The following is a 17339-nucleotide window of genomic DNA, read 5'->3' on the forward strand; positions in this document are numbered from 1 at the left end:
CGGAAACGTTAGAACGAAGCTCGCTGGCACTTGCACGATCCTCGCAGATGTGGGAGCAATGGCGTTGGAACGGTGCTGCAATGGACGCATGTGCCTCGAAGAGCTCCGCATCCTGCTGGCCCGGCATGCCCGCCCCGACTGGACCACCGCCATCGACGGCGTCCTCATCTCGAAGGTCGACCGGCCGGATCCGCCGGCGCCCTCCATGTCCGGCACGGTGCTCGCTGTCATCGCCCAGGGCGCCAAACGCCTGGCACTGGGCGACCGGGTCTACGCGTACGGCCCCGGGCAGTACCTGGTCGCATCCGTCGACCTGCCCGTCACGGGGCAGTTCACCCGGATCGAACCCGAGCGGCCGGCCCTCGGCTTCGGTCTCGTGCTGGAGCCGTCCGTCGTCGCCGAGTTGCTGTTGCAGGCCGGGCCCGGAGACATCCCGCGCACCGGGGGAGGCGTTCCGTCGGGGATCGCCGTCAGCGACGCTTCAGCCGCGCTGCTCGACACGGTGGTCCGGATGCTGCGCCTGCTCGACGAACCCCGCGACCGGGCCGTGCTGGCGCCGCTGATCAAACGCGAGATCCTCTGGCGCCTGATCACCGGCGAGCAGGGTGAGACGGTTCGCCAACTCGGCCTGGCCGACAGCGGCCTCAGCCATGTCTCACGGGCCGTGCGCTGGATCCGCGAGCACTACGCGGAGCCCTTCCGGGTCGAGGACGTGGCCAGGATGGCCGGCATGAGCGTCTCCGCCTTCTACCGCAACTTCCAGGCGGTGACCGCGATGAGCCCCATCCAGTTCCAGAAGCAGATCCGGCTGCAGGAGGCCCGGCTGCTGCTCGCCACCCACCCGGGCGACGTCACCGGGGTCGGCCGGCGCGTCGGCTACGACAACCCGTCGCAGTTCAGCAGGGAGTACCGCCGCCAGTTCGGTGCGCCCCCGAGCCGGGACGCGGCCCGCCTGCGGAACACCGGACGCACCCCCGTGGGCGTGCTGCCCTGAGCAGGCTGGCCATGGAGGAGGATCGTGCAAGAGGAAGCGAGGATAGTTCTACTGTTTCCGCAGGCCAGAGCGATTCAATGGGATCACCGGTTCTCCCGCGGAGCAGGAAAATGCCTGTCCCTCCGCGGATCCCATCACATCGCAAGGGTCACAGCATGAAGACCGTTCTGATCACCGGTAGCTCCTCCGGATACGGGCGGGAGACCGCCCTCCACTTTCACGCGCAGGGGTGGAACGTCATCGCCACGATGCGCACCCCGCGTCCGGACGTCCTTCCCGAGTCGGACCGGCTCCGCGTCGTCGAGCTCGACGTGACCGAGCCCGAGAGCATCACCGCCGCGTTCGAGGCAGCGGGGCCCGTCGACGTCCTGGTCAACAACGCTGGCGTCCCGTCGATCAGCGTGTTCGAGGGCACCTCCACGGCTTACGTGCGGGAGGTTTTCGAGACCAACACGTTCGGCGTGATGGCGACGACGCAGGCGGTGCTGCCCCGGTTCCGCGAGCGCGGCTGCGGCGTGGTGGTCAACGTGACCTCCAGCGTGGTGCTGGGCCACATGCCGCTCTCGGCGGTCTACAAGGCGAGCAAGATGGCCGTCGAGGGATTCACGGCATCCCTCGCGCTCGAGCTCGCGCCGTTCGGTGTGCGGGCGAAGACGGTCCAGCCGGGCGCCTGCCTGACGACGAGTTTCGCAGCCAGGGCGACGAACAGCGCTTCGCCGGACGAGCTGGTCCCGGCGCCCTACGCAGCCTTTGCGAAGAAGACCATGGACGGCTTCATGGGACAGGACGTGTTCACCAAGGAGAGCGACGTCGCCGAGACGGTGTGGCGAGCCGTGCACGACACCACCGGCCAGCTCCGGTTCCCGGCCGGCCCCGACGCGGTCTGGCTCGCCCAGGCGAAGTGACCGACCCGCAGGCAGGGTTGACGCCGTACTGATGCCACGAGCCGGCCCCGCGCACACGCACGGGGCCGGCTCGCTGTCGCGGAGTGGCCGTGCGCCAAAGGCGACAGAAGACGTCCGGATTTCGCGGCATGCTCGTCGGTGACGGAGTCGGACGGCACGGGAGGACGGACATGTCGGGACCCTTGATGGGCAAGGTGGCGCTGGTCGCCGGTGCGACCCGCGGTGCGGGCCGCGGAATCGCGGTGGAACTCGGCGCGGCCGGCGCCACCGTCTACGTCACCGGCCGCAGCACCCGCGAGCGGCGCTCCGAGTACGACCGCCCCGAGACCATCGAGGACACCGCCGACCTGGTCACCGAGGCCGGCGGCCACGGCATCGCCGTACCCACGGACCACCTCGACCCCGCGCAGGTCCGCACTCTGGTGGACCGCATCGCGGACGAGCAGGGCCGCCTCGACGTCCTCGTCAACGACATCTGGGGCGGCGAGAAGCTCTTCGCCTGGGACAGCCCCGTCTGGGAACACGACCTCGACAACGGCCTACGGCTGCTCCGCCTCGCGGTCGAGACGCACGCGATCACCAGCCACCACGCCCTGCCCCTGCTCCTGCGCCACCCCGGCGGACTGGTGGTCGAGATGACCGACGGCACGCAGGAGTACAACCGCGAGAACTACCGCAACTCCTTCTTCTATGACCTGGCCAAGTGGTCCGTCCTGCGCATGGCCTTCTCCCTCGGCCATGAACTGGCTCCGCGCGGGGCCACCGCCGTCGCGCTGACCCCGGGCTGGCTGCGCTCGGAGATGATGCTCGAAATCTTCGGCGTGCGGGAGGAGAACTGGCGCGACGCCCTCGAGCGGGTCCCCCACTTCGCCATCTCGGAGACCCCGCGGTACGTCGGCCGCGCCGTCGCCGCCCTCGCCGCCGACCCCGACGTGGCCCGCTTCAACGGCCGCTCCCTCTCCAGCGGTGGCCTCGCCCAGGAGTACGGCTTCACCGACCTCGACGGCAGCCGTCCCGACGCCTGGCGCTACCTCGTGGAGGTCCAGGACGCGGGCAAACCGGCGGACACGACCGGCTACCGGTGACGCGCCGGCGGCGAATATCACCGTTTGGTCGCAGTTGGTGCGTGCCTACAACCGATTCCCGTCGCTGTCGGTCCAGCTGGCAGAGATTGCGCGAGATCCGCGCATTCCAGGTGAAAGGCAAGGCCGGGCATGGGGGACGTACGCAGACGGGGAACCGTTGTCCTGGGGGCCACCGCGCTGGTGGCGCCGCTCACGCTCGCGCTGGGCGCCGGCACGGCGCAGGCGGCGAGCTGCACCACGCAGACAGGTCCGTATCAGAAGCAGGTGGAGAAGTTCCTCGGGCGGCCGGTGGACGGTGTGCAGTCCGCCGGGGACTGCAAGGCGATCCAGGCCTTCCAGACCAAGCACGGCATAAAGCCGAACGTCGGCTACGCGGGCCCGGTCACCTGGGGCGTGATGGACCTGATGCTCAAGCAGCGGGCCGTCGGGAACACGCCCGACAAGGACGGCAAGTGTCCCGTCAACAAGGGCCGTATCGCCTGTGTGAACCTCAGCCTCCAGCTGAGCTGGATCCAGGACGGCAAGAAGCTCGTCTACGGCCCCGTTCCGGTCCGCACGGGACGCGACGGCTACGAGACCCGCACCGGCCTGAAGAAGATCTACTGGCGGAACATCGACCACGTGTCGACCATCTACAACGTGCCGATGCCGTACAGCCAGTTCTTCGACGGCGGCCAGGCCTTCCACTCCGCCGGCGTCAGCATGTGGAACCCGCCCGGCTCGCACGGCTGCGTCAACATGACCGGCACCGCCGCCAAGAAGTACTGGTCGCTGCTGAAGAAGGGCGACGACGTCTACGTGTACGGCCGCAAGCCGGGCACCTGACGATGCCCGGCCCACCCCGGACGCGTCACGCCTGAGGCGCGTCCCCGAAGTCCGGGATCTCCAGCCGTACCCCGCCCTGCCGGGCGGACTCGTGGGCGATGATGCCCGGCAGGGTGTAGCGGGCCGCCGCCCACGCGTTGACCGACGGTAGGGTGCGGGTGTTCACCGCGGTCACGAAGTCGTCCACCAGGAAGTGGTGGCTGCCCTCGTGGCCGTTGTGCAGGTGGTCGAACTCCCGCGGCAGGCGGGAGCGGTCGTGCACGGGCGCCGACCCGGAGGTGAAGGCGGCCCGGAGGTCCGGCGCGATGTGCTGGAGTGACGGGTCGTCAGGGGACATGGTGGGCTTGGGCTCGAGCAGCTCGCTGATGTCCTTCACACCGTTCTTGTCCTGCCACAGGGCGACCGTGGCGAGCTGCTCCATGCTCCCTTCCGTCCCGAAGAACCGGAAACGCGACTCTCGTATGTGCGAGGGGTAGCCGACCCGCCGGAACTCGTTCGTACGGAACGACCCGCCGCCCGCCACCTCGAACAGCGCGGTGGCGTTGGAGACGTCGTTGTCGAACTGACTGACCGACCGGTCGAAGACCCCGTCGCCCCGGTCGTCGACCACCCCGATCGCCGACACGCTCACCGCGTGCGTCTGCCAGGCGCCCAGCACCCCGCCCACCGAGTGCGTCGGGTACAGCAGCGGGGGATAGCTGGCGGTCGCCTTCCAGTTGTCGCCGCCGCTGTACTGGTAGGCCTCGTAGAACCCCAGATCCATGTCGTGGACGTAGTCGCCCTCGGCGTAGAAGATCCGCCCGAAGGCACCCTTCGCGATCTGGTTGCGGGCGTGCACGGTCGCCGGGTTGTACTGGCTGGTCTCGCCCATCATGTACGTCAGTCCGGTCGCCTTGACCGCGTCGATGATCGCCGCTATCTCGTCCGTGCTGATCGCCATGGGGACGGCGGAGTAGACGTGCTTTCCGGCATTCAGTCCCTGGACGACCAACGGGCCGTGCGTCCAGCGCTGGGTGAAGATCGCGACCGCGTCGACCGCCTTCGACTCCAGCATGGCCTCGTACGTCGGGAAGGTGCCCGTGAGGCCTTCGGTGGCGGCGAGTTGCTCGGCCCGTTCGGGGAGCAGGTCGGTGACGTAGACGTCGCTGACGCCGGGGTGGGCGAGGAACAGTTTGGCGAACTGCCCGGAGAACTGCCCGGCGCCGACGATGCCGAGGGAGAACGTCATGTAAGTGGTGCCCTTCACTGGTCGAGGATCAGGTTGATCTGGTCGGTGGTCTGGTCGAGGCTGCTCACGGACTTGCCATTGCCGTAGATGGCTTCCATCGCGGGTTGCATGAGGGCCGTGACGTCCGCCGCGTAGTTGGTGATCGGGTAGGAGAAGGTCCGGAAGTCCTTCTTGTCGTCCACGGGCTCCGTGAAGGCCGAGACTTCGATGCCCTTTTTCTTGTAGGCGGCGATGGCGGCCTCGGTGCCTGCCGGAGTGGCGGGGAAGACGACGCCGTAGTCACCCACGACCTTCTGGCACTTGTCGGAGGCCAGGTAGGCCACCCATTTGCGGGCGCCCGCCTTGTTCTTGGAGGCCTTGCTGATGGAGTCGGCGAGGCCGTTCATCATCGTGGCGCGCTTGCCGGTCGGGCCGACGGGAGTGAGAGCGGTCCTGATGTCCCTGCCCTTGAAGCCGTTGTAGGTGGAGATCATCCAGGCGCCGTCGAAGACAGCGGCGGCCTTGCCCGCGGCGATCTGCGTGTTGCCCTGGTTGGACTGGACGTTGTAGTCGGAGAAGGGGGCCATGTATCCCTTCTCCGCCAGGCCGAAGTACCACTCGATGACGGACTTGAAGGTCTTGCTGTCGTACTGGTACTTCGTGCCCCAGCGCGCCTTCTCCGTGTAGCTCCACCCGGCGGATCCGGTGAAGGGACTCCACTGTGTCTGGCCGTCGCCGTAGCCGCCGCCCTGGGTGGCCAGCCCGTACACCTTGACGTTGTTCTTGTCGAAGCCGGGCTCGTCGCCCCGCTTGCCGTTCCTGTCGACGGTGAGATGGGCGATGGCCTTCTCGAAGGTGCCGCCGTCCTCGGGGTTCCAGGAGAGGCCGCCCAGCTGCTCGGCGGTGAGCCCGGCGTCCTTCGCCATCTTCTCGTTGTAGAAGAGTGCGACGGTGTCCCAGTCCTTCGGGGCGCCGTAGCGGTGGCCGTCCTGGCCGATCCAGTTGGCGGCGAGGCCCGGCTGGTAGTCGGAGTCCTTGATGCCCAGGTCGTCCAGGGGTTCCAGCACCTGCAGATCGGCGAACTGGCCGAACTTCTGGATGTGGTCGGTGAACACGTCCGGCTGGGTGCCCGCGATGAACCCGGCGGTGAGCTTGGTCCAGTAGTCGCTCCAGCCCAACTGCGTGATCCTGACCTCGAGTCCGGGGTTCTCCTTCTCGAACCCCTTCGCGCAGGCCTGATAGGCGGGCAGCTGGTTGGCGTCCCACAGCCAGTAGGTCACGGTGTTCGCGGACGACCCGGTGGAGTCGCCCTTCGCGCATCCGGTCACCAGGGACAGCGTGAGCGCTCCGGCCAGCGCGGTCAGCGTACGAAGTCGCATCAGTGGTCCCTCACTTGATCCCGGTGAAGCCGATGGAGCTGACGATGCGGCGGGCGAAGCAGGCGAAGAGCACCAGCATCGGCAGCGCGGCGATCAGCGTCGCCGCCGTGAGCCCGGACCAGTCGACGCCGGTCGCCGGGGTCTGCGCCCGGAAGATCGCCAGCGCCACGGTCAGCACGCGCGAGCTGTCGCTGTAGGAGACCATCAGCGGCCAGAAGTAGTCGTTCCAGGAGGTGATGTACGTCAGCACGGACAGCGTGAGGATCGGTGTGGACGCCATCGGCAGGACCACCCGGAAGAAGATCCTCACCTTGCCGGCGCCGTCGAGCAGCGCCGCCTCCTCGACCTCCCGGGGGATGTTCATGAAGAACTGCCGCAGGAAGAAGACGGCGAACGGGGTCATGAAGAGGCTGGGCAGCGCGATGCCGAGCAGTGTGTCCACCAGGCCGAGCTGCTTGATGAGCACGAAGTTCGGCAGCAGCGTGAAGAGGGTCGGCACCATCAGCCCGGCCAGGAACAGACCGAACACCTTGTCCCGGCCGCGCCAGCGCAGCCGCGAGAAGGCGTACGCGGCCATCGCGGAGAAGAAGATCTGACAGCCGGTGACGAGCGTCGAGACGATCACCGAGTTGAGCAGGTAGCGCCAGAAGTCGAGCCCGCCGCCCGCGCCGCCCTGCGCCACCGCTTCCTCGGCGGACTGCAGACCGAGGGCCCGCTCGAAGCCGCTGGTGGTGAGGTCCACAGGGAGGGGGTTCGTGGGGTCGGCGGCCAAGCCCGCGTTGGTGGAGAGCGCGGTGCGCAGGATCCAGTAGAACGGCAGCAGGGTGATGAGGACGATCAGGCCCAGCACGGTCCAGGCGGCGGCCCGGCCGAGGGAGAACCTGCGCTTCAGCGGTCGTATGCCGGTCGTTGTCGTTGTCGTGGCGGTCACGGCGGCCATGTCGGTGTCTCCTTTCCGTCAGCCGAGGTCGGTCCGGCCGGCCCGGGTGAGCCGGTACTGCAGGACGGTGATCGCGCTGAGCACGACCAGCAGGGCGACGGACATCGCCGAGGCGTAGCCGAACTGGAAGCGGCCGAAGGCGGATCCGTAGATGTAGAACTGGAGCACGTTGGTCGCGTTCGCCGGACCGCCCGCCGTGGTCACCGCCACGGTGTCGAAGACCTGGAACGAGCCGATCACCGTCATGATCAGCACGACCGCCAGCACCGGCCGCAGCAGCGGCATGGTGATCCGCCAGAACATCCGCCACTCGCTCGCGCCGTCGACCCTGGCCGCCTCGTACATGTCGTTCGGGATCGCCTGGAGACCCGCGAAGAGGAGCAGGGCGGTGTAGCCGACGTGCCGCCAGACGTTGATCAGGGCGATGGTGGGGATCGCCCAGGTCTCGTCGGCGAGGAAGGGGATGCGGTCGGCGCCGAGGGCACTGATGATCTCGTTGCCGATGCCGAGCTGGGTGTCCAGGATCCACAGCCACACGAGGCCGGCGACGACGTTCGACATCAGATACGGGGTGAGCACGATGCCCCGCAGCAGAGCCGACCGGGTCAGCCGCTGGAGCAGCACGGCGATGGCGAGTGCCGCCACCGTCTGTATGCCGATGTTGATGACGACGTACTCGACGGTGACCTTCAGCGAGTCCCAGAAGATCGGATCGTGGATCATCCGGCCGTAGTTGGCGAGCCCCACCCACTCCGCGGGCGTCAGGAGATTGAAGCGGGTGAAGCTCAGATAGACGCCCCGCAGCGTCGGCCACAGCAGGAAGACCAGGAAACCCAACAGGGAGGGAGCCAGGAACACGGCCGCGAGACGGCCGTCACCTCGGCGCGTCGGCGGACTGCTGGAGGCGATGCTCATCGGGAGACTCCTCGGCTACGGCGGCTCATCCTCGGGGCACTTACTTTTGAGGTGAAAGAATCCATGCGTCAAGAGGCATGCAGACATCTTCCTGATCCGGTCCGGTCGGTCTAGTGTGGGGATCATTACTTCCGTGGTGAAAAAATCTTGGGGAGTCAGGCCGTCATGACCGCAGGTACCGCCAGCTGGTTGCCGCTGAGTGCGGGGGAGCGCTCGGTGGCGATCGAGGTGCTCGTCCACGGCCCGCTGTCCCGCTCGGACCTCGCGCGCCGGCTGAGCCTCTCGCCCGGCAGCCTCACCCGGCTGACCAAGCCGCTGATCGAGTCCGGGCTGCTGATCGAGGTCCCCGACGGCGGCGCGCCGGCCGAGGGCCGGCAGGGGCGTCCCTCACAGCCGCTGGACATCGTCGCCGAGTCCCGCTCCTTCCTCGGCTTCAAGGTCACCGAGGACATGGTGTACGGCGTCGTCACCACCCTGCGGAGCGAGATCGTCGCCCGCCACGACCGCCCGCTCACCACCCACGACCCCGGCGAAGTCGCCGATCTGCTGGCGGAGATGACCGCCGAGCTGGCCCACGTCCACCCCCGCCTCGCCGGCATCGGTATCGGTGTGGGCGGACTCGTCCAGGACCGGGCCGTGGTCGGGGAGTCGCCCTTCCTGCAGTGGCGTGACATCCCGCTCGCCGCCCTCGTCGAGGAGCGCACCGGGCTGCCCGTGGTCGTGGAGAACGACGTGGCGGCCTTCGTCGAGGCCGAGACCTGGTTCGGGGCGGGCCGCGGACTGGACCGTTTCGTCGTCCTCACCATCGGCGCCGGGATCGGCTACGGGCTGGTCCTGGGCGGCAGACGCGTGCCGTCCGACGGTGAGGACCGGGGTTTCGGGCGCCGCTGGATCCTGGACCCCAACGGGCCCCTCACGCCCGACGGTGACCGCGGCAGCGCGGTCTCACTGCTGACCATCCCCAGCATCCGCTACCAGATCCGGGCCGCCACCGGACGCGATCACAGCTACGAGGAGATCCTCGCCGGCGCCGCGGCCGGGGAGCCCATGCCCGCCCGAGTCGTCGACGAGGCCGCACGGGCCCTGGGCACCCTCGTCGCCCACATCGCCAATTTCGCCATGCCGCAGAAGATCCTCCTCGCCGGTGAAGGGGTCGGCCTGATGGATGTGGCCAGGGACACAGTGGAGGAGACGATCCGTGCCCGCAGGCATCCGCTGGCCACACCGGTCGACCTGGAGACCAGGGTGTCCGACTTCCACGACTGGGCGCGCGGTGCGGCTGTTCTCGCCATCCAGGTGCTGGTGCTGGGCACGGCGGACGGGTGAACCCCCCGGCGGGTTCGGAGAGATGGACGTGATCAGTACCACTGCCCGATATGTCCGATTGACTCGCGATTACTCACAACGCCTTCACCTCTGGCGCCGTATGCTTCACACCATGTCCACCACTGTTGAAGCCGCCACCGAGCGATCGGCCGCGGAGGTCAACGAGGAGATCCGGGCGCTGTGGCGCCGGTCGGGCGGGACACTGAGCACCGAGCAGCGCGAGGAGTACCAGCGCCTCGTCATGGAGTGGGCCGCCGCGACGCCGCAATCGGCGCAGGCCGCCTGACCGGCATCCGGTGCCGGAGGCCCGGCCAGGGCCGCGCCGGCCGGGGCTCCCCGGCCTGACGGCGCCTCCCGTACCCCTTCGTCAACCCCACGTCGCCGAGTAATACCGCTGGTAGGCCTTGCGGTCCTGTTCCGTCCGGATCCACCGCGTGGCCACCAGCGCTATCAGGCTGCCCGCGATGATCAGCAGACCCGGGCCGACGTTCTTGGGGTCCGCGAGCCGGGACAGCAGCGCCGAGACGTCCTCGCCGGACACCGGAGCCGACGCCCCGGGTTCCGCCGCGTCCGGGGGAGCGATCGCGCTCTGGGTTCCCGAAGCGGAGGGCGCGGGAGAGGCGCCCTGCTCCGGCGTGGAAGTGATCAGGCGTACGCCGAGCGCGGACAGCGCCTGCCCCACCGGCTGGAAGAACGTCGTGCCGCCGGCGTTGCAGTCCCCGTTGCCGCCCGAGGTCACCCCGAGCGCGATCCCCTCGGAGAACAACGGCCCGCCGCTGTCCCCGGGTTCGGCGCACACGTTCGTCTCGATGAGGCCGGTGACCGTGCCCTCGGGGTAGTTCACCGTGGCGTTGAGCCCGGTGACCTCACCGTCGCGCAGCCCGGTGGTGCTGCCGCTGCGGAACACCCGCTGCCCGACGGACGCCTCGCCCGTGCCCGTGATCCGCACTCCCTGCCCGTCGCCGACGACCACGACGTCGGCGCCTTGTCCGGCCCGGCCGTTCGCGTACTTCACGAGGGAGTAGTCGTTGCCGGGGAAGCTCCCGGTCACGGTCTTGCCCACCTGCTCGTTCCCCTGGTTGTCGGCGAACCAGACGGAACCGTCGGGGCCGCAGTGACCGGCGGTGAGGATGAAGTCGGTCTCACCGTCGGTGACGTTGAAGCCCGCGGAACAGCGCCCGGCGGTGGAGACCATGGCCTGCGCGCCGTTGAGGCGGGTCGTGAAGGTGCCCTCGGTGCGCTCCATGCGTACGAAGCCGCCGATGCCGTCCGCGACGTCGGTCAACTCGGACCAGTCGGCGGCGGATACGGTGCTGTCACCCCGTACCACCACCTCGTTCGACCGGTAGTCCATGACCCATGCCGTGCCGACCACCCGCGGAGCCGAACGCAGCGTCGCCGTCGCCGACTTCAGCTCACGCATGCTGTGCCGCACGACCTTCGCGGTCGCGCCGGCCCGCCGGACCTCGGCCGCGGCGTCCTCGTCGGTGACCGCGACGACCGGTCGCCCGTCGGAGCCGATCCAGGTGCCTGCCGTACGGGCGGTGCCGAGCCGCTCCACGAGGTCCGCGCCGGTGCCCGCGGCCGACCGGACGGAGGCGTTCGGCGCTCCCGGGGAGCCGGAGGGTTCGCTCGCCACGGCCTGGGTGACCATCCCCGCCCCGAGCAGAAGTCCGCCGACCGCCGCCAGCCGTGTCACTCGCCGGACGATCCGTCGTCGTGCGTGCCTCATGCATGGCTCCCGAACCCCGAACTCGCGGCTGCAACACCGCGGGGCACCCGGGTGGTTGAGCGCCCCCCCTCCATACGTGCCGGGGCCCGGCCGCGTTCACCCGGAGGGCGAACGGCTCAATTCCTGCGGTCGTGCGGGCCGCTCCTCGGCGGTCGGTCACCGGCCTCCCGATTCCCGGTCACACCGCAGCCGCCTATCTTGTGGCCATGACCAGGATCCTGCACGAACCGTCCGGTGAACCGAACCCGTTGCGCGCCCTGGGCCTCGAGCTCCTGCGACGCCGTACGAGCATGAAGTGGCGGACCTACCCCGACGACGTGCTGCCGCTGTGGGTGGCCGAGATGGACGTGCCGCTCGCCGAACCCGTCGTGCGCGCCGTCACGGACGCGCTCGCGCTCGGGGACACCGGCTATCCCGCGGGCACCGCCTACGCCGAGGCGCTGGCCGACTTCGCTCAGAAGCGGTGGGGGTGGGCCGGGCTCGCGGTGGAGCGCACGGCGATCGTGCCGGACGTGATGCTGGGTGTCGTGGAGATGATCAGGCTGGTGACGGGACCCGGGGACGCCGTGGTGGTCAATCCGCCCGTGTATCCGCCGTTCTTCCAGTTCGTGACGCACATGGACCGGCGGGTGGTCGAGGCTCCGCTCGGCCCCGACCTGCGGATCGACTTCGGCACGCTGGAGGAGACCTTCCGGCAGGCCGTGGCGGGCGGACGGCGGGCCGCGTTCCTGCTGTGCAGCCCGCACAACCCGACAGGCACCGTGCACACCGCCGCGGAACTGTCCGCCGTCGCCCGCCTCGCCGAGCGGTACGGCGTGCGCGTGGTCGCCGACGAGATCCATGCGCCGCTCGTCCTCGCCGGGGCCGACTTCGTGCCGTACCTGAGCGTCCCGGGCGGCGAGCGCGGACTGTCGCTGATGTCGGCGTCCAAGGCGTGGAACCTCGCCGGGCTCAAGGCCGCCCTCGCCGTCGCGGGACCGGCGGCCGCCGCCGACCTCGCCCGGCTGCCCGAGGAGGTCAGCCACGGCCCCAGCCACCTCGGCGTCATCGCCCACACCGCGGCCCTGCGCGAGGGAACCGCCTGGCTGGACGCCGTGCTCGCGGCCCTCGACGACAATCGGCGCCTGCTCGCCGACTTCCTCGCCGAGCACCTGCCCGCGGTCGACTACCGACCCGGCGAGGCCACCTACCTCGCCTGGCTGGACTGCCGGGCGCTCGGCCTCGGCGACGACCCGGCGGACGTCTTCCTGCACCGCGGCCGCGTCGCTCTCAACTCCGGGATCCCCTTCGGCGCAGGGGGCGTCGGGCACGTACGGCTGAACCTGGCCACGTCACCGGAGATCATCACGGAGGCGGTACGGCGGATGGCCGCCGCGCTGGGGTGAGCGGGGCCTGCCTACACTTCCGGCCATGGACGACTCGTCACTGGACCGGCTCGGTGCCGGCAAGTACCTGCTGATCACCAGCTACCGCAGGAACGGCACCCCGGTCCCCACCCCCGTCTGGGTGGTCGCCGACGGTGACGCGCTCGGCGTCTGGACGGTCGCCGACTCCTGGAAGGTCAAGCGGATTCGGAACCGCTCGGACGTTCTCGTCGGCCCCTGCGACCTGCGCGGCAACCCCACCGGCGAGCAGGTCCCGGCCACCGCCGAGATCACCGACCCGGCGACCACGGCACGCTATCGGCAGCTCATCGCCCGCAAGTACGGCGTCGTGGGCCGCCTCACGCTGCTCGGCAGCCGACTCAGGCGCGGACCGAACGGCACCGTGGGGATCCGCGTGACGCTGAAGAGCTGATTGACGGGCCGTCAGGTCCAGGCCCGGTAGGGCTCGTCGACCAGCTGGAACACCGGCTCGCCCCGCACCGGGTCCTTGGCCGTGGACAGTCGTACCCGGTCCCCGCTGTGGATGCCCACCGGCGGGCCCATGACGCGACCCCGCACCACGAACCCCTCGGACATCTCGATCAGGGACACATTGCGCGCCGCAGGCGTGTTGCGGTGCACGACCGTGCTGTGGCGGACCGTGCCGGTGCCCTCGCTGCGTTCCGTGCGCAGGTCACTGCCCTGGCAGACCGGACACAGCAGCCGGTGGTACATGGCCGTGCCGCACCATGTGCAGCGCTGGTAGAGCATCGCGTCCGTGTCCTGGGCCGTGGGGTCGAGGACGCCCGCCGCGGAGCCGGATGCCTGCTGAGTGACGCTTCCTGAGTGGTGGTACACGCTGGTCAACTCCCTGCGCTCGGCCGGAGATCCGCGTGCACGCCGCACCGTGCACGCGGGTGCGCGGTTCGCCGTGCCACCGTGCACGGCCACAGCGTATGGCACTGAGTGTCACTCGTAAAGACACTCCGTACCCTCAGTTTCCGCGACCTGCCGCCGGGATCAGTCGCGGGTCAGCGTGGTTTCGATCTCCTGCACCACACGCCACAGCGGCGCCCCCCGCCGGGAGACGACGACCACCACGTCCTCGGGCCGCTCGTCGGCCGGGGGCGGGGGAGCGGTGCCGAAGGCGGACTGGACCAGACCCAGCGCGTGGTCCATCGCGGCGGTCGCGTCGCCCTGCCCGTCCGAACGCAGCCAGGAACGCAGGGCGTTGTTGTGCGCCGCGACCACCGCGGCCGCGATCACGTCGGCCCGCAGGTTCCCGTCGCGGCGGCTCGCGAAGCGCGCGCGCAGGTACTCGGCGAGGGCGCGCTCGTAGCGCCACACCACGGACAGTTCGTACGCCCGCAGGCCGGGCACCTTCTTGGTGAGCCGGTAGCGCTGCACGGAGAAGGCCGGGTTCTCGGCGTACAGGCCCAGCACCAGGCGGGCGGCGTCGCAGACCCGCCCGACCGGCTCCTCGTCCCCGGTGCCGGCCGCGAGGAAGGCCGTCATGTCGGCCAGGCACCGTTCGTGGTCGGGGAAGACCACGTCCTCCTTGGAGGGGAAGTAGCGGAAGAAGGACCGCCGCCCGACTCCCGCGAGGGCCACGATGTCGTCGACGGTGGTCTGTTCGTAGCCTCGCTCCAGGAAGAGCTGGAACGCCGCCGCGACCAGGGCTTCCCGCATCGGCGGTTTGGCGTCGGCCGCCCGTGCCTTGGCGTCTCGGCCGGGGGCCGTGCTGCTGGAGCTCATGGACGGAAACTAGCACCCGGGCTGGTGTGATGGCACTCAGTGCATCGATCTAAGGGAACTGAGTGCCGTGCAGGGGGTGGGTCGCGCAGCCCGACGTGGCGGGGCGCAGCTACGCGGACGTGGACAGCCGGGCCACAGCCGCGGCCACCTCGTGCTGCACCGCTTCCGGCAGTGGATCCCCCTGTACGGCGGTCACCAGATCCTCGGCCAGGCGATGGAGCTTGGTGTTCGTGTGCTGCGACACCGTCACCAGCACCTGCCAGGCGTCCTGCGGGCTCAGACCGAATGTGGCCATCAGCACCCCGCGGGCCAGATCGATGGTCGGCCGGGTCTGCATGGCCCGGCGGAGCTGGACGACTTCGACCCCGAGTGCGTGCTCGCCGTCTCCGTCGCCGTCGGAGTTCTCGGACCCGGGCATGAACAGCGGCAGAGTGCCCGTCAGGGCGAACAACCGCTCGGCGCCGGGTCCGACGGCGCAGATCGTCACCGTCTTGCCCTCCGCCACGGCCTGCTCGCGGATGCCGAGCAGGACGTTGAGTGCCGAGCAGTCGCAGAAACCGACACCGCTCAGGTCCAGGTCGATGCCCTCGGCCGCCGCCCCGAGGGCGCCGCGGAGGGCGGCCCGCAGTTCGTCGTCGACCTGCAGACCCAGCTCCCCGCGGACCACCACGACCGTGCGGGCGCCGTCGGGGCGGGTGTCGATCGACAGTGTCCGTGGCCGCAGCGTCGCGGAGGTGCCGTCCGCCCCGCTGGGGGCGACGAGTTCAGCGGTGGGGGGTTGCGGGGAGTACGGAGACTCCGGCATGGCCGACGCTCCCTCGGAATTTCCTGCCTGCCGTCGTCTCCAGAGTCTTCGCCCAGCTGGAGGACGTCAAGGGATACATGAAATGAATTTCGCGTTTTGATATGCGGGAACGCTCGGTCGTATGGTTGGAGCATGGGTGGAGTGCTTGAGCCGCATACCGGATGGACCTTCCTCACCAATCACGCCCGTGTGCTGGCCGCCATCGCCGATGACCACAACGCCCGCGTGCGCGACATCGCGGCACACTGCAGGCTGACCGAGCGCGCCGTGCAGAAGATCATCGCTGATTTGGAGCAGGCCGGATACCTGTCCCACACGCGTGCGGGGCGCAGCAACACGTACCGCATCGAGCCGGGCAAGGTGCTGCGTCACCCGGCCGAGTCCGGGCTGACCGTGGCCGCCCTGCTTGCTCTGCTCGTCCGTGACGAGGACAGCCGCACCCGGGATCCGGCGGACAGGGGAGCGACCGTCGGCGACGGCTGAGCGCGGCCTCGAGCATGATGCCGTCGGGCAGTTCGACGGCGCTGAACCAGGACTCGCTCCTCAGCGACCGGCGTTGTGCTCCACCAGCGCCTCGGTGACCGCCCGCACGCTGCGCGCGATGTGCTGGAGCTGGAGTACCTCGGCGGCGTACAGCTTGATCGTGTGCTCGATGACCGACTCCGGCATGCCGAGCCTCGGCAGGTCGGCCCGCGCGGTCTGCAGAGCGGTGCGGGCCACCCGGATCTCGTGCTGCACCTGGATCTGGGCGTGGCGGGCGAGCAGCACGGGGTGGCGGATCAGCGCCGGATAGCCGGCGTAGCGCGCCGGCACCAGCTCACGCAGCCACTTGGCCGCCGAGCGCTCCCAGTCGTAGCTGCCGGGGGTCTTGACCTGGCACGGCCAGTCCGGGCTGATGCGCGTGGACGTCAGGGGCATGATCATCGCTTCCGGTGTGCTGCGTCGCAGAGGGCGGTCCGACGGGTGGGGCGGCCCCGGTCTAGGGGAGTGACCGGGACCACCCCGGGTGCGGATCCGCGAGCAGTATTTATATATGCCGATCGCTTTGCAAGGCGTATGAAAACATTCATGCGTGATTTGTTGTGGATGATCCGCTTGTGATGCTTTACGGCGTGGGCGAACCGAGGGCGGATCAGTCCCGCAGGAAGAACTGGTGCTGGTCCGAGACCTGTTCGTACGCCTCGAGCCGCGCCTGTGTCCGTTCCGGGTCGGCGTCGGTCATCGCCTGCAGCAGCGCGGCCGCCATCACACCCGGCGCGGCATAGGAGTCGAACACCAGGCGCGAACCCGTCCCGGTGGCGAAGGTGACGTCCGCCTCGTCGGCCACCGGGCCGAGCGCCAGGTCGGTGATCAGGGCCACGCGCAGCCCGGCGCCGCGCGCCAGACGCACCGCGGCCAGTGTCTCCTGGGCGTGCCGGGGCAGGGAGAACGCCAGCACCCAGGTGCCGCCGGCCTCGCGGGACTGGAGCAGCGCGTCGTAGGCGACGCTGCCGCCCAGGGTCACCAGCCGCACGTCCGGATGGATGCGGCGCGCGGCGTAGGCGAAGTACTCGGCCAGCGAAGCGGAGATGCGCAGGCCCAGAACGGTCAGCGGGGTCGACTCCGACAGCTTGCGGCCGATCTCGATGACCTGGTCCGGGTCGGCGAAGTCGCGGCGGAGGTTCTCCAGGTTCTCGATCTCGGCGTCGACCGCCGCCTGGAGTTCGTTGCCGCGCTCTTCCTCGGCCGCAGCGGGGCCGCCCGCGAGGGCGCCGAGGGCGATCGACTGGAGTTTCTCCCGTAGCGCGGGGTAACCGCTGAAGCCCACCGCGGCGGCGAAACGCGTCACCGACGGCTGGCTGACGCCGACGCGGTCGGCGAGATCGGTGATCGAGAGGAACGCCGCTTCGGTGATGTGCTCGATCAGGTACTGGGCGATCCGCCGCTGACCCGGTGACAGCCGCGGCCGGTCGAACAGTGCCCTGAGCTGGGAAGTCGGGGCAGCCCCCGGCTCGGTGGCGGTCTTCCCCGAGGTGATCGCGGATGCCTGTGCGCGTGCCTGCTGCGGCGATGGCACCGGTGCGCCTCCTTTGCTTCCCACGGAGCTTCAACATAGCTCACGGACCGT

At 69.6% G+C, this 17339-nt stretch carries 19 protein-coding genes; 9 read left to right on the forward strand and 10 right to left on the reverse strand.

Annotated elements, in window-relative coordinates; all coding sequences use genetic code 11:
- Window positions 1-88 precede the first annotated feature (88 nt).
- From ACFVJQ_RS13635 to ACFVJQ_RS13650, 4 genes are all read left to right on the forward strand, one after another.
- On the forward strand, window positions 89-994 hold the full coding sequence (locus tag ACFVJQ_RS13635) for an AraC family transcriptional regulator N-terminal domain-containing protein (protein WP_385783539.1): 906 nt from the start codon (window positions 89-91) through the stop codon (window positions 992-994).
- Window positions 995-1149: 155 nt separating this feature from the next.
- Complete coding sequence (locus tag ACFVJQ_RS13640; protein WP_385783542.1) at window positions 1150-1899, forward strand: SDR family oxidoreductase; 750 nt, start codon at window positions 1150-1152, stop codon at window positions 1897-1899.
- Window positions 1900-2069: 170 nt separating this feature from the next.
- On the forward strand, window positions 2070-2984 hold the full coding sequence (locus ACFVJQ_RS13645) for an SDR family oxidoreductase (RefSeq protein WP_385513971.1): 915 nt from the start codon (window positions 2070-2072) through the stop codon (window positions 2982-2984).
- Between the two features lie 129 nt (window positions 2985-3113).
- Entirely contained in the window at window positions 3114-3809 is a 696-nt protein-coding gene (locus tag ACFVJQ_RS13650; protein ID WP_385513970.1) for a L,D-transpeptidase family protein, read from the forward strand.
- A 25-nt stretch (window positions 3810-3834) separates the two neighbouring features.
- On the opposite strand, the gene ACFVJQ_RS13655 is transcribed toward ACFVJQ_RS13650, so the two are convergent.
- The 4 genes from ACFVJQ_RS13655 to ACFVJQ_RS13670 are packed head-to-tail and all read right to left on the reverse strand — an operon-like array spanning window position 3835 to window position 8250.
- On the reverse strand, window positions 3835-5037 hold the full coding sequence (locus tag ACFVJQ_RS13655) for a Gfo/Idh/MocA family protein (RefSeq protein ID WP_385514032.1): 1203 nt from the start codon (window positions 5035-5037) through the stop codon (window positions 3835-3837).
- A gap of 14 nt (window positions 5038-5051) precedes the next feature.
- On the reverse strand, window positions 5052-6395 hold the full coding sequence (locus ACFVJQ_RS13660) for an ABC transporter substrate-binding protein (protein WP_385783545.1): 1344 nt from the start codon (window positions 6393-6395) through the stop codon (window positions 5052-5054).
- Window positions 6396-6405: 10 nt separating this feature from the next.
- Window positions 6406-7335 carry a carbohydrate ABC transporter permease gene (locus tag ACFVJQ_RS13665; protein WP_385783548.1) on the reverse strand — a complete coding sequence of 310 codons (930 nt, stop codon included), beginning with the start codon at window positions 7333-7335 and terminating at the stop codon, window positions 6406-6408.
- Window positions 7336-7353: 18 nt separating this feature from the next.
- Window positions 7354-8250 (reverse strand): carbohydrate ABC transporter permease, encoded by an 897-nt coding sequence (locus ACFVJQ_RS13670; RefSeq protein ID WP_385783551.1) that lies wholly within the window; start codon window positions 8248-8250, stop codon window positions 7354-7356.
- Between the two features lie 165 nt (window positions 8251-8415).
- Between ACFVJQ_RS13670 and ACFVJQ_RS13675 the strand changes: the two genes are divergently transcribed.
- Both ACFVJQ_RS13675 and ACFVJQ_RS13680 read left to right on the forward strand, forming a co-directional pair.
- Window positions 8416-9576: an ROK family protein gene (locus ACFVJQ_RS13675; RefSeq protein WP_385783554.1), complete on the forward strand. Its 1161-nt coding sequence runs from the start codon at window positions 8416-8418 to the stop codon at window positions 9574-9576.
- Between the two features lie 100 nt (window positions 9577-9676).
- Window positions 9677-9862, forward strand: a complete 186-nt coding sequence (locus ACFVJQ_RS13680) for a hypothetical protein (protein ID WP_224736265.1) — start codon at window positions 9677-9679, stop codon at window positions 9860-9862.
- An 81-nt stretch (window positions 9863-9943) separates the two neighbouring features.
- Here ACFVJQ_RS13680 and ACFVJQ_RS13685 read toward each other — a convergent pair whose 3' ends face one another.
- Entirely contained in the window at window positions 9944-11308 is a 1365-nt protein-coding gene (locus ACFVJQ_RS13685; RefSeq protein ID WP_385783557.1) for a S1 family peptidase, read from the reverse strand.
- Between the two features lie 206 nt (window positions 11309-11514).
- Here ACFVJQ_RS13685 and ACFVJQ_RS13690 point away from each other — a divergent pair, with 206 nt between their 5' ends.
- Together ACFVJQ_RS13690 and ACFVJQ_RS13695 are read left to right on the forward strand one after the other, a co-directional pair.
- The gene (locus ACFVJQ_RS13690) at window positions 11515-12693 is read left to right on the forward strand and encodes a MalY/PatB family protein (protein ID WP_385783560.1); all 1179 of its coding nucleotides are present in this window, start codon (window positions 11515-11517) and stop codon (window positions 12691-12693) included.
- Window positions 12694-12718: 25 nt separating this feature from the next.
- The gene (locus tag ACFVJQ_RS13695; RefSeq protein WP_385513963.1) at window positions 12719-13105 is read left to right on the forward strand and encodes a PPOX class F420-dependent oxidoreductase; all 387 of its coding nucleotides are present in this window, start codon (window positions 12719-12721) and stop codon (window positions 13103-13105) included.
- 11 nt (window positions 13106-13116) lie between these two features.
- Here the strand turns inward: ACFVJQ_RS13695 and ACFVJQ_RS13700 are convergent, their stop codons facing one another.
- The 3 genes from ACFVJQ_RS13700 to ACFVJQ_RS13710 form a co-directional block, all read right to left on the reverse strand.
- Window positions 13117-13530: a Zn-ribbon domain-containing OB-fold protein gene (locus ACFVJQ_RS13700; protein ID WP_385514031.1), complete on the reverse strand. Its 414-nt coding sequence runs from the start codon at window positions 13528-13530 to the stop codon at window positions 13117-13119.
- A 162-nt stretch (window positions 13531-13692) separates the two neighbouring features.
- Window positions 13693-14427: a TetR family transcriptional regulator gene (locus tag ACFVJQ_RS13705; RefSeq protein WP_385513962.1), complete on the reverse strand. Its 735-nt coding sequence runs from the start codon at window positions 14425-14427 to the stop codon at window positions 13693-13695.
- Window positions 14428-14536: 109 nt separating this feature from the next.
- On the reverse strand, window positions 14537-15232 hold the full coding sequence (locus tag ACFVJQ_RS13710; RefSeq protein ID WP_385513961.1) for an ANTAR domain-containing protein: 696 nt from the start codon (window positions 15230-15232) through the stop codon (window positions 14537-14539).
- Window positions 15233-15364: 132 nt separating this feature from the next.
- On the opposite strand from ACFVJQ_RS13710, the gene ACFVJQ_RS13715 reads away from it, so the two are divergent.
- A complete protein-coding gene (locus tag ACFVJQ_RS13715; protein WP_385513960.1) occupies window positions 15365-15715 on the forward strand; it encodes a MarR family transcriptional regulator in 351 nt (116 codons plus the stop codon).
- A gap of 60 nt (window positions 15716-15775) precedes the next feature.
- On the opposite strand, the gene ACFVJQ_RS13720 is transcribed toward ACFVJQ_RS13715, so the two are convergent.
- Both ACFVJQ_RS13720 and ACFVJQ_RS13725 read right to left on the reverse strand, forming a co-directional pair.
- Complete coding sequence (locus ACFVJQ_RS13720) at window positions 15776-16156, reverse strand: hypothetical protein (protein WP_224736273.1); 381 nt, start codon at window positions 16154-16156, stop codon at window positions 15776-15778.
- 208 nt (window positions 16157-16364) lie between these two features.
- Window positions 16365-17288, reverse strand: a complete 924-nt coding sequence (locus tag ACFVJQ_RS13725) for a MurR/RpiR family transcriptional regulator (RefSeq protein ID WP_385783565.1) — start codon at window positions 17286-17288, stop codon at window positions 16365-16367.
- Window positions 17289-17339 lie beyond the last annotated feature (51 nt).

This window comes from Streptomyces sp. NPDC127197, from assembly GCF_042672405.1.
Taxonomy (GTDB): domain Bacteria; phylum Actinomycetota; class Actinomycetes; order Streptomycetales; family Streptomycetaceae; genus Streptomyces; species Streptomyces flavusporus.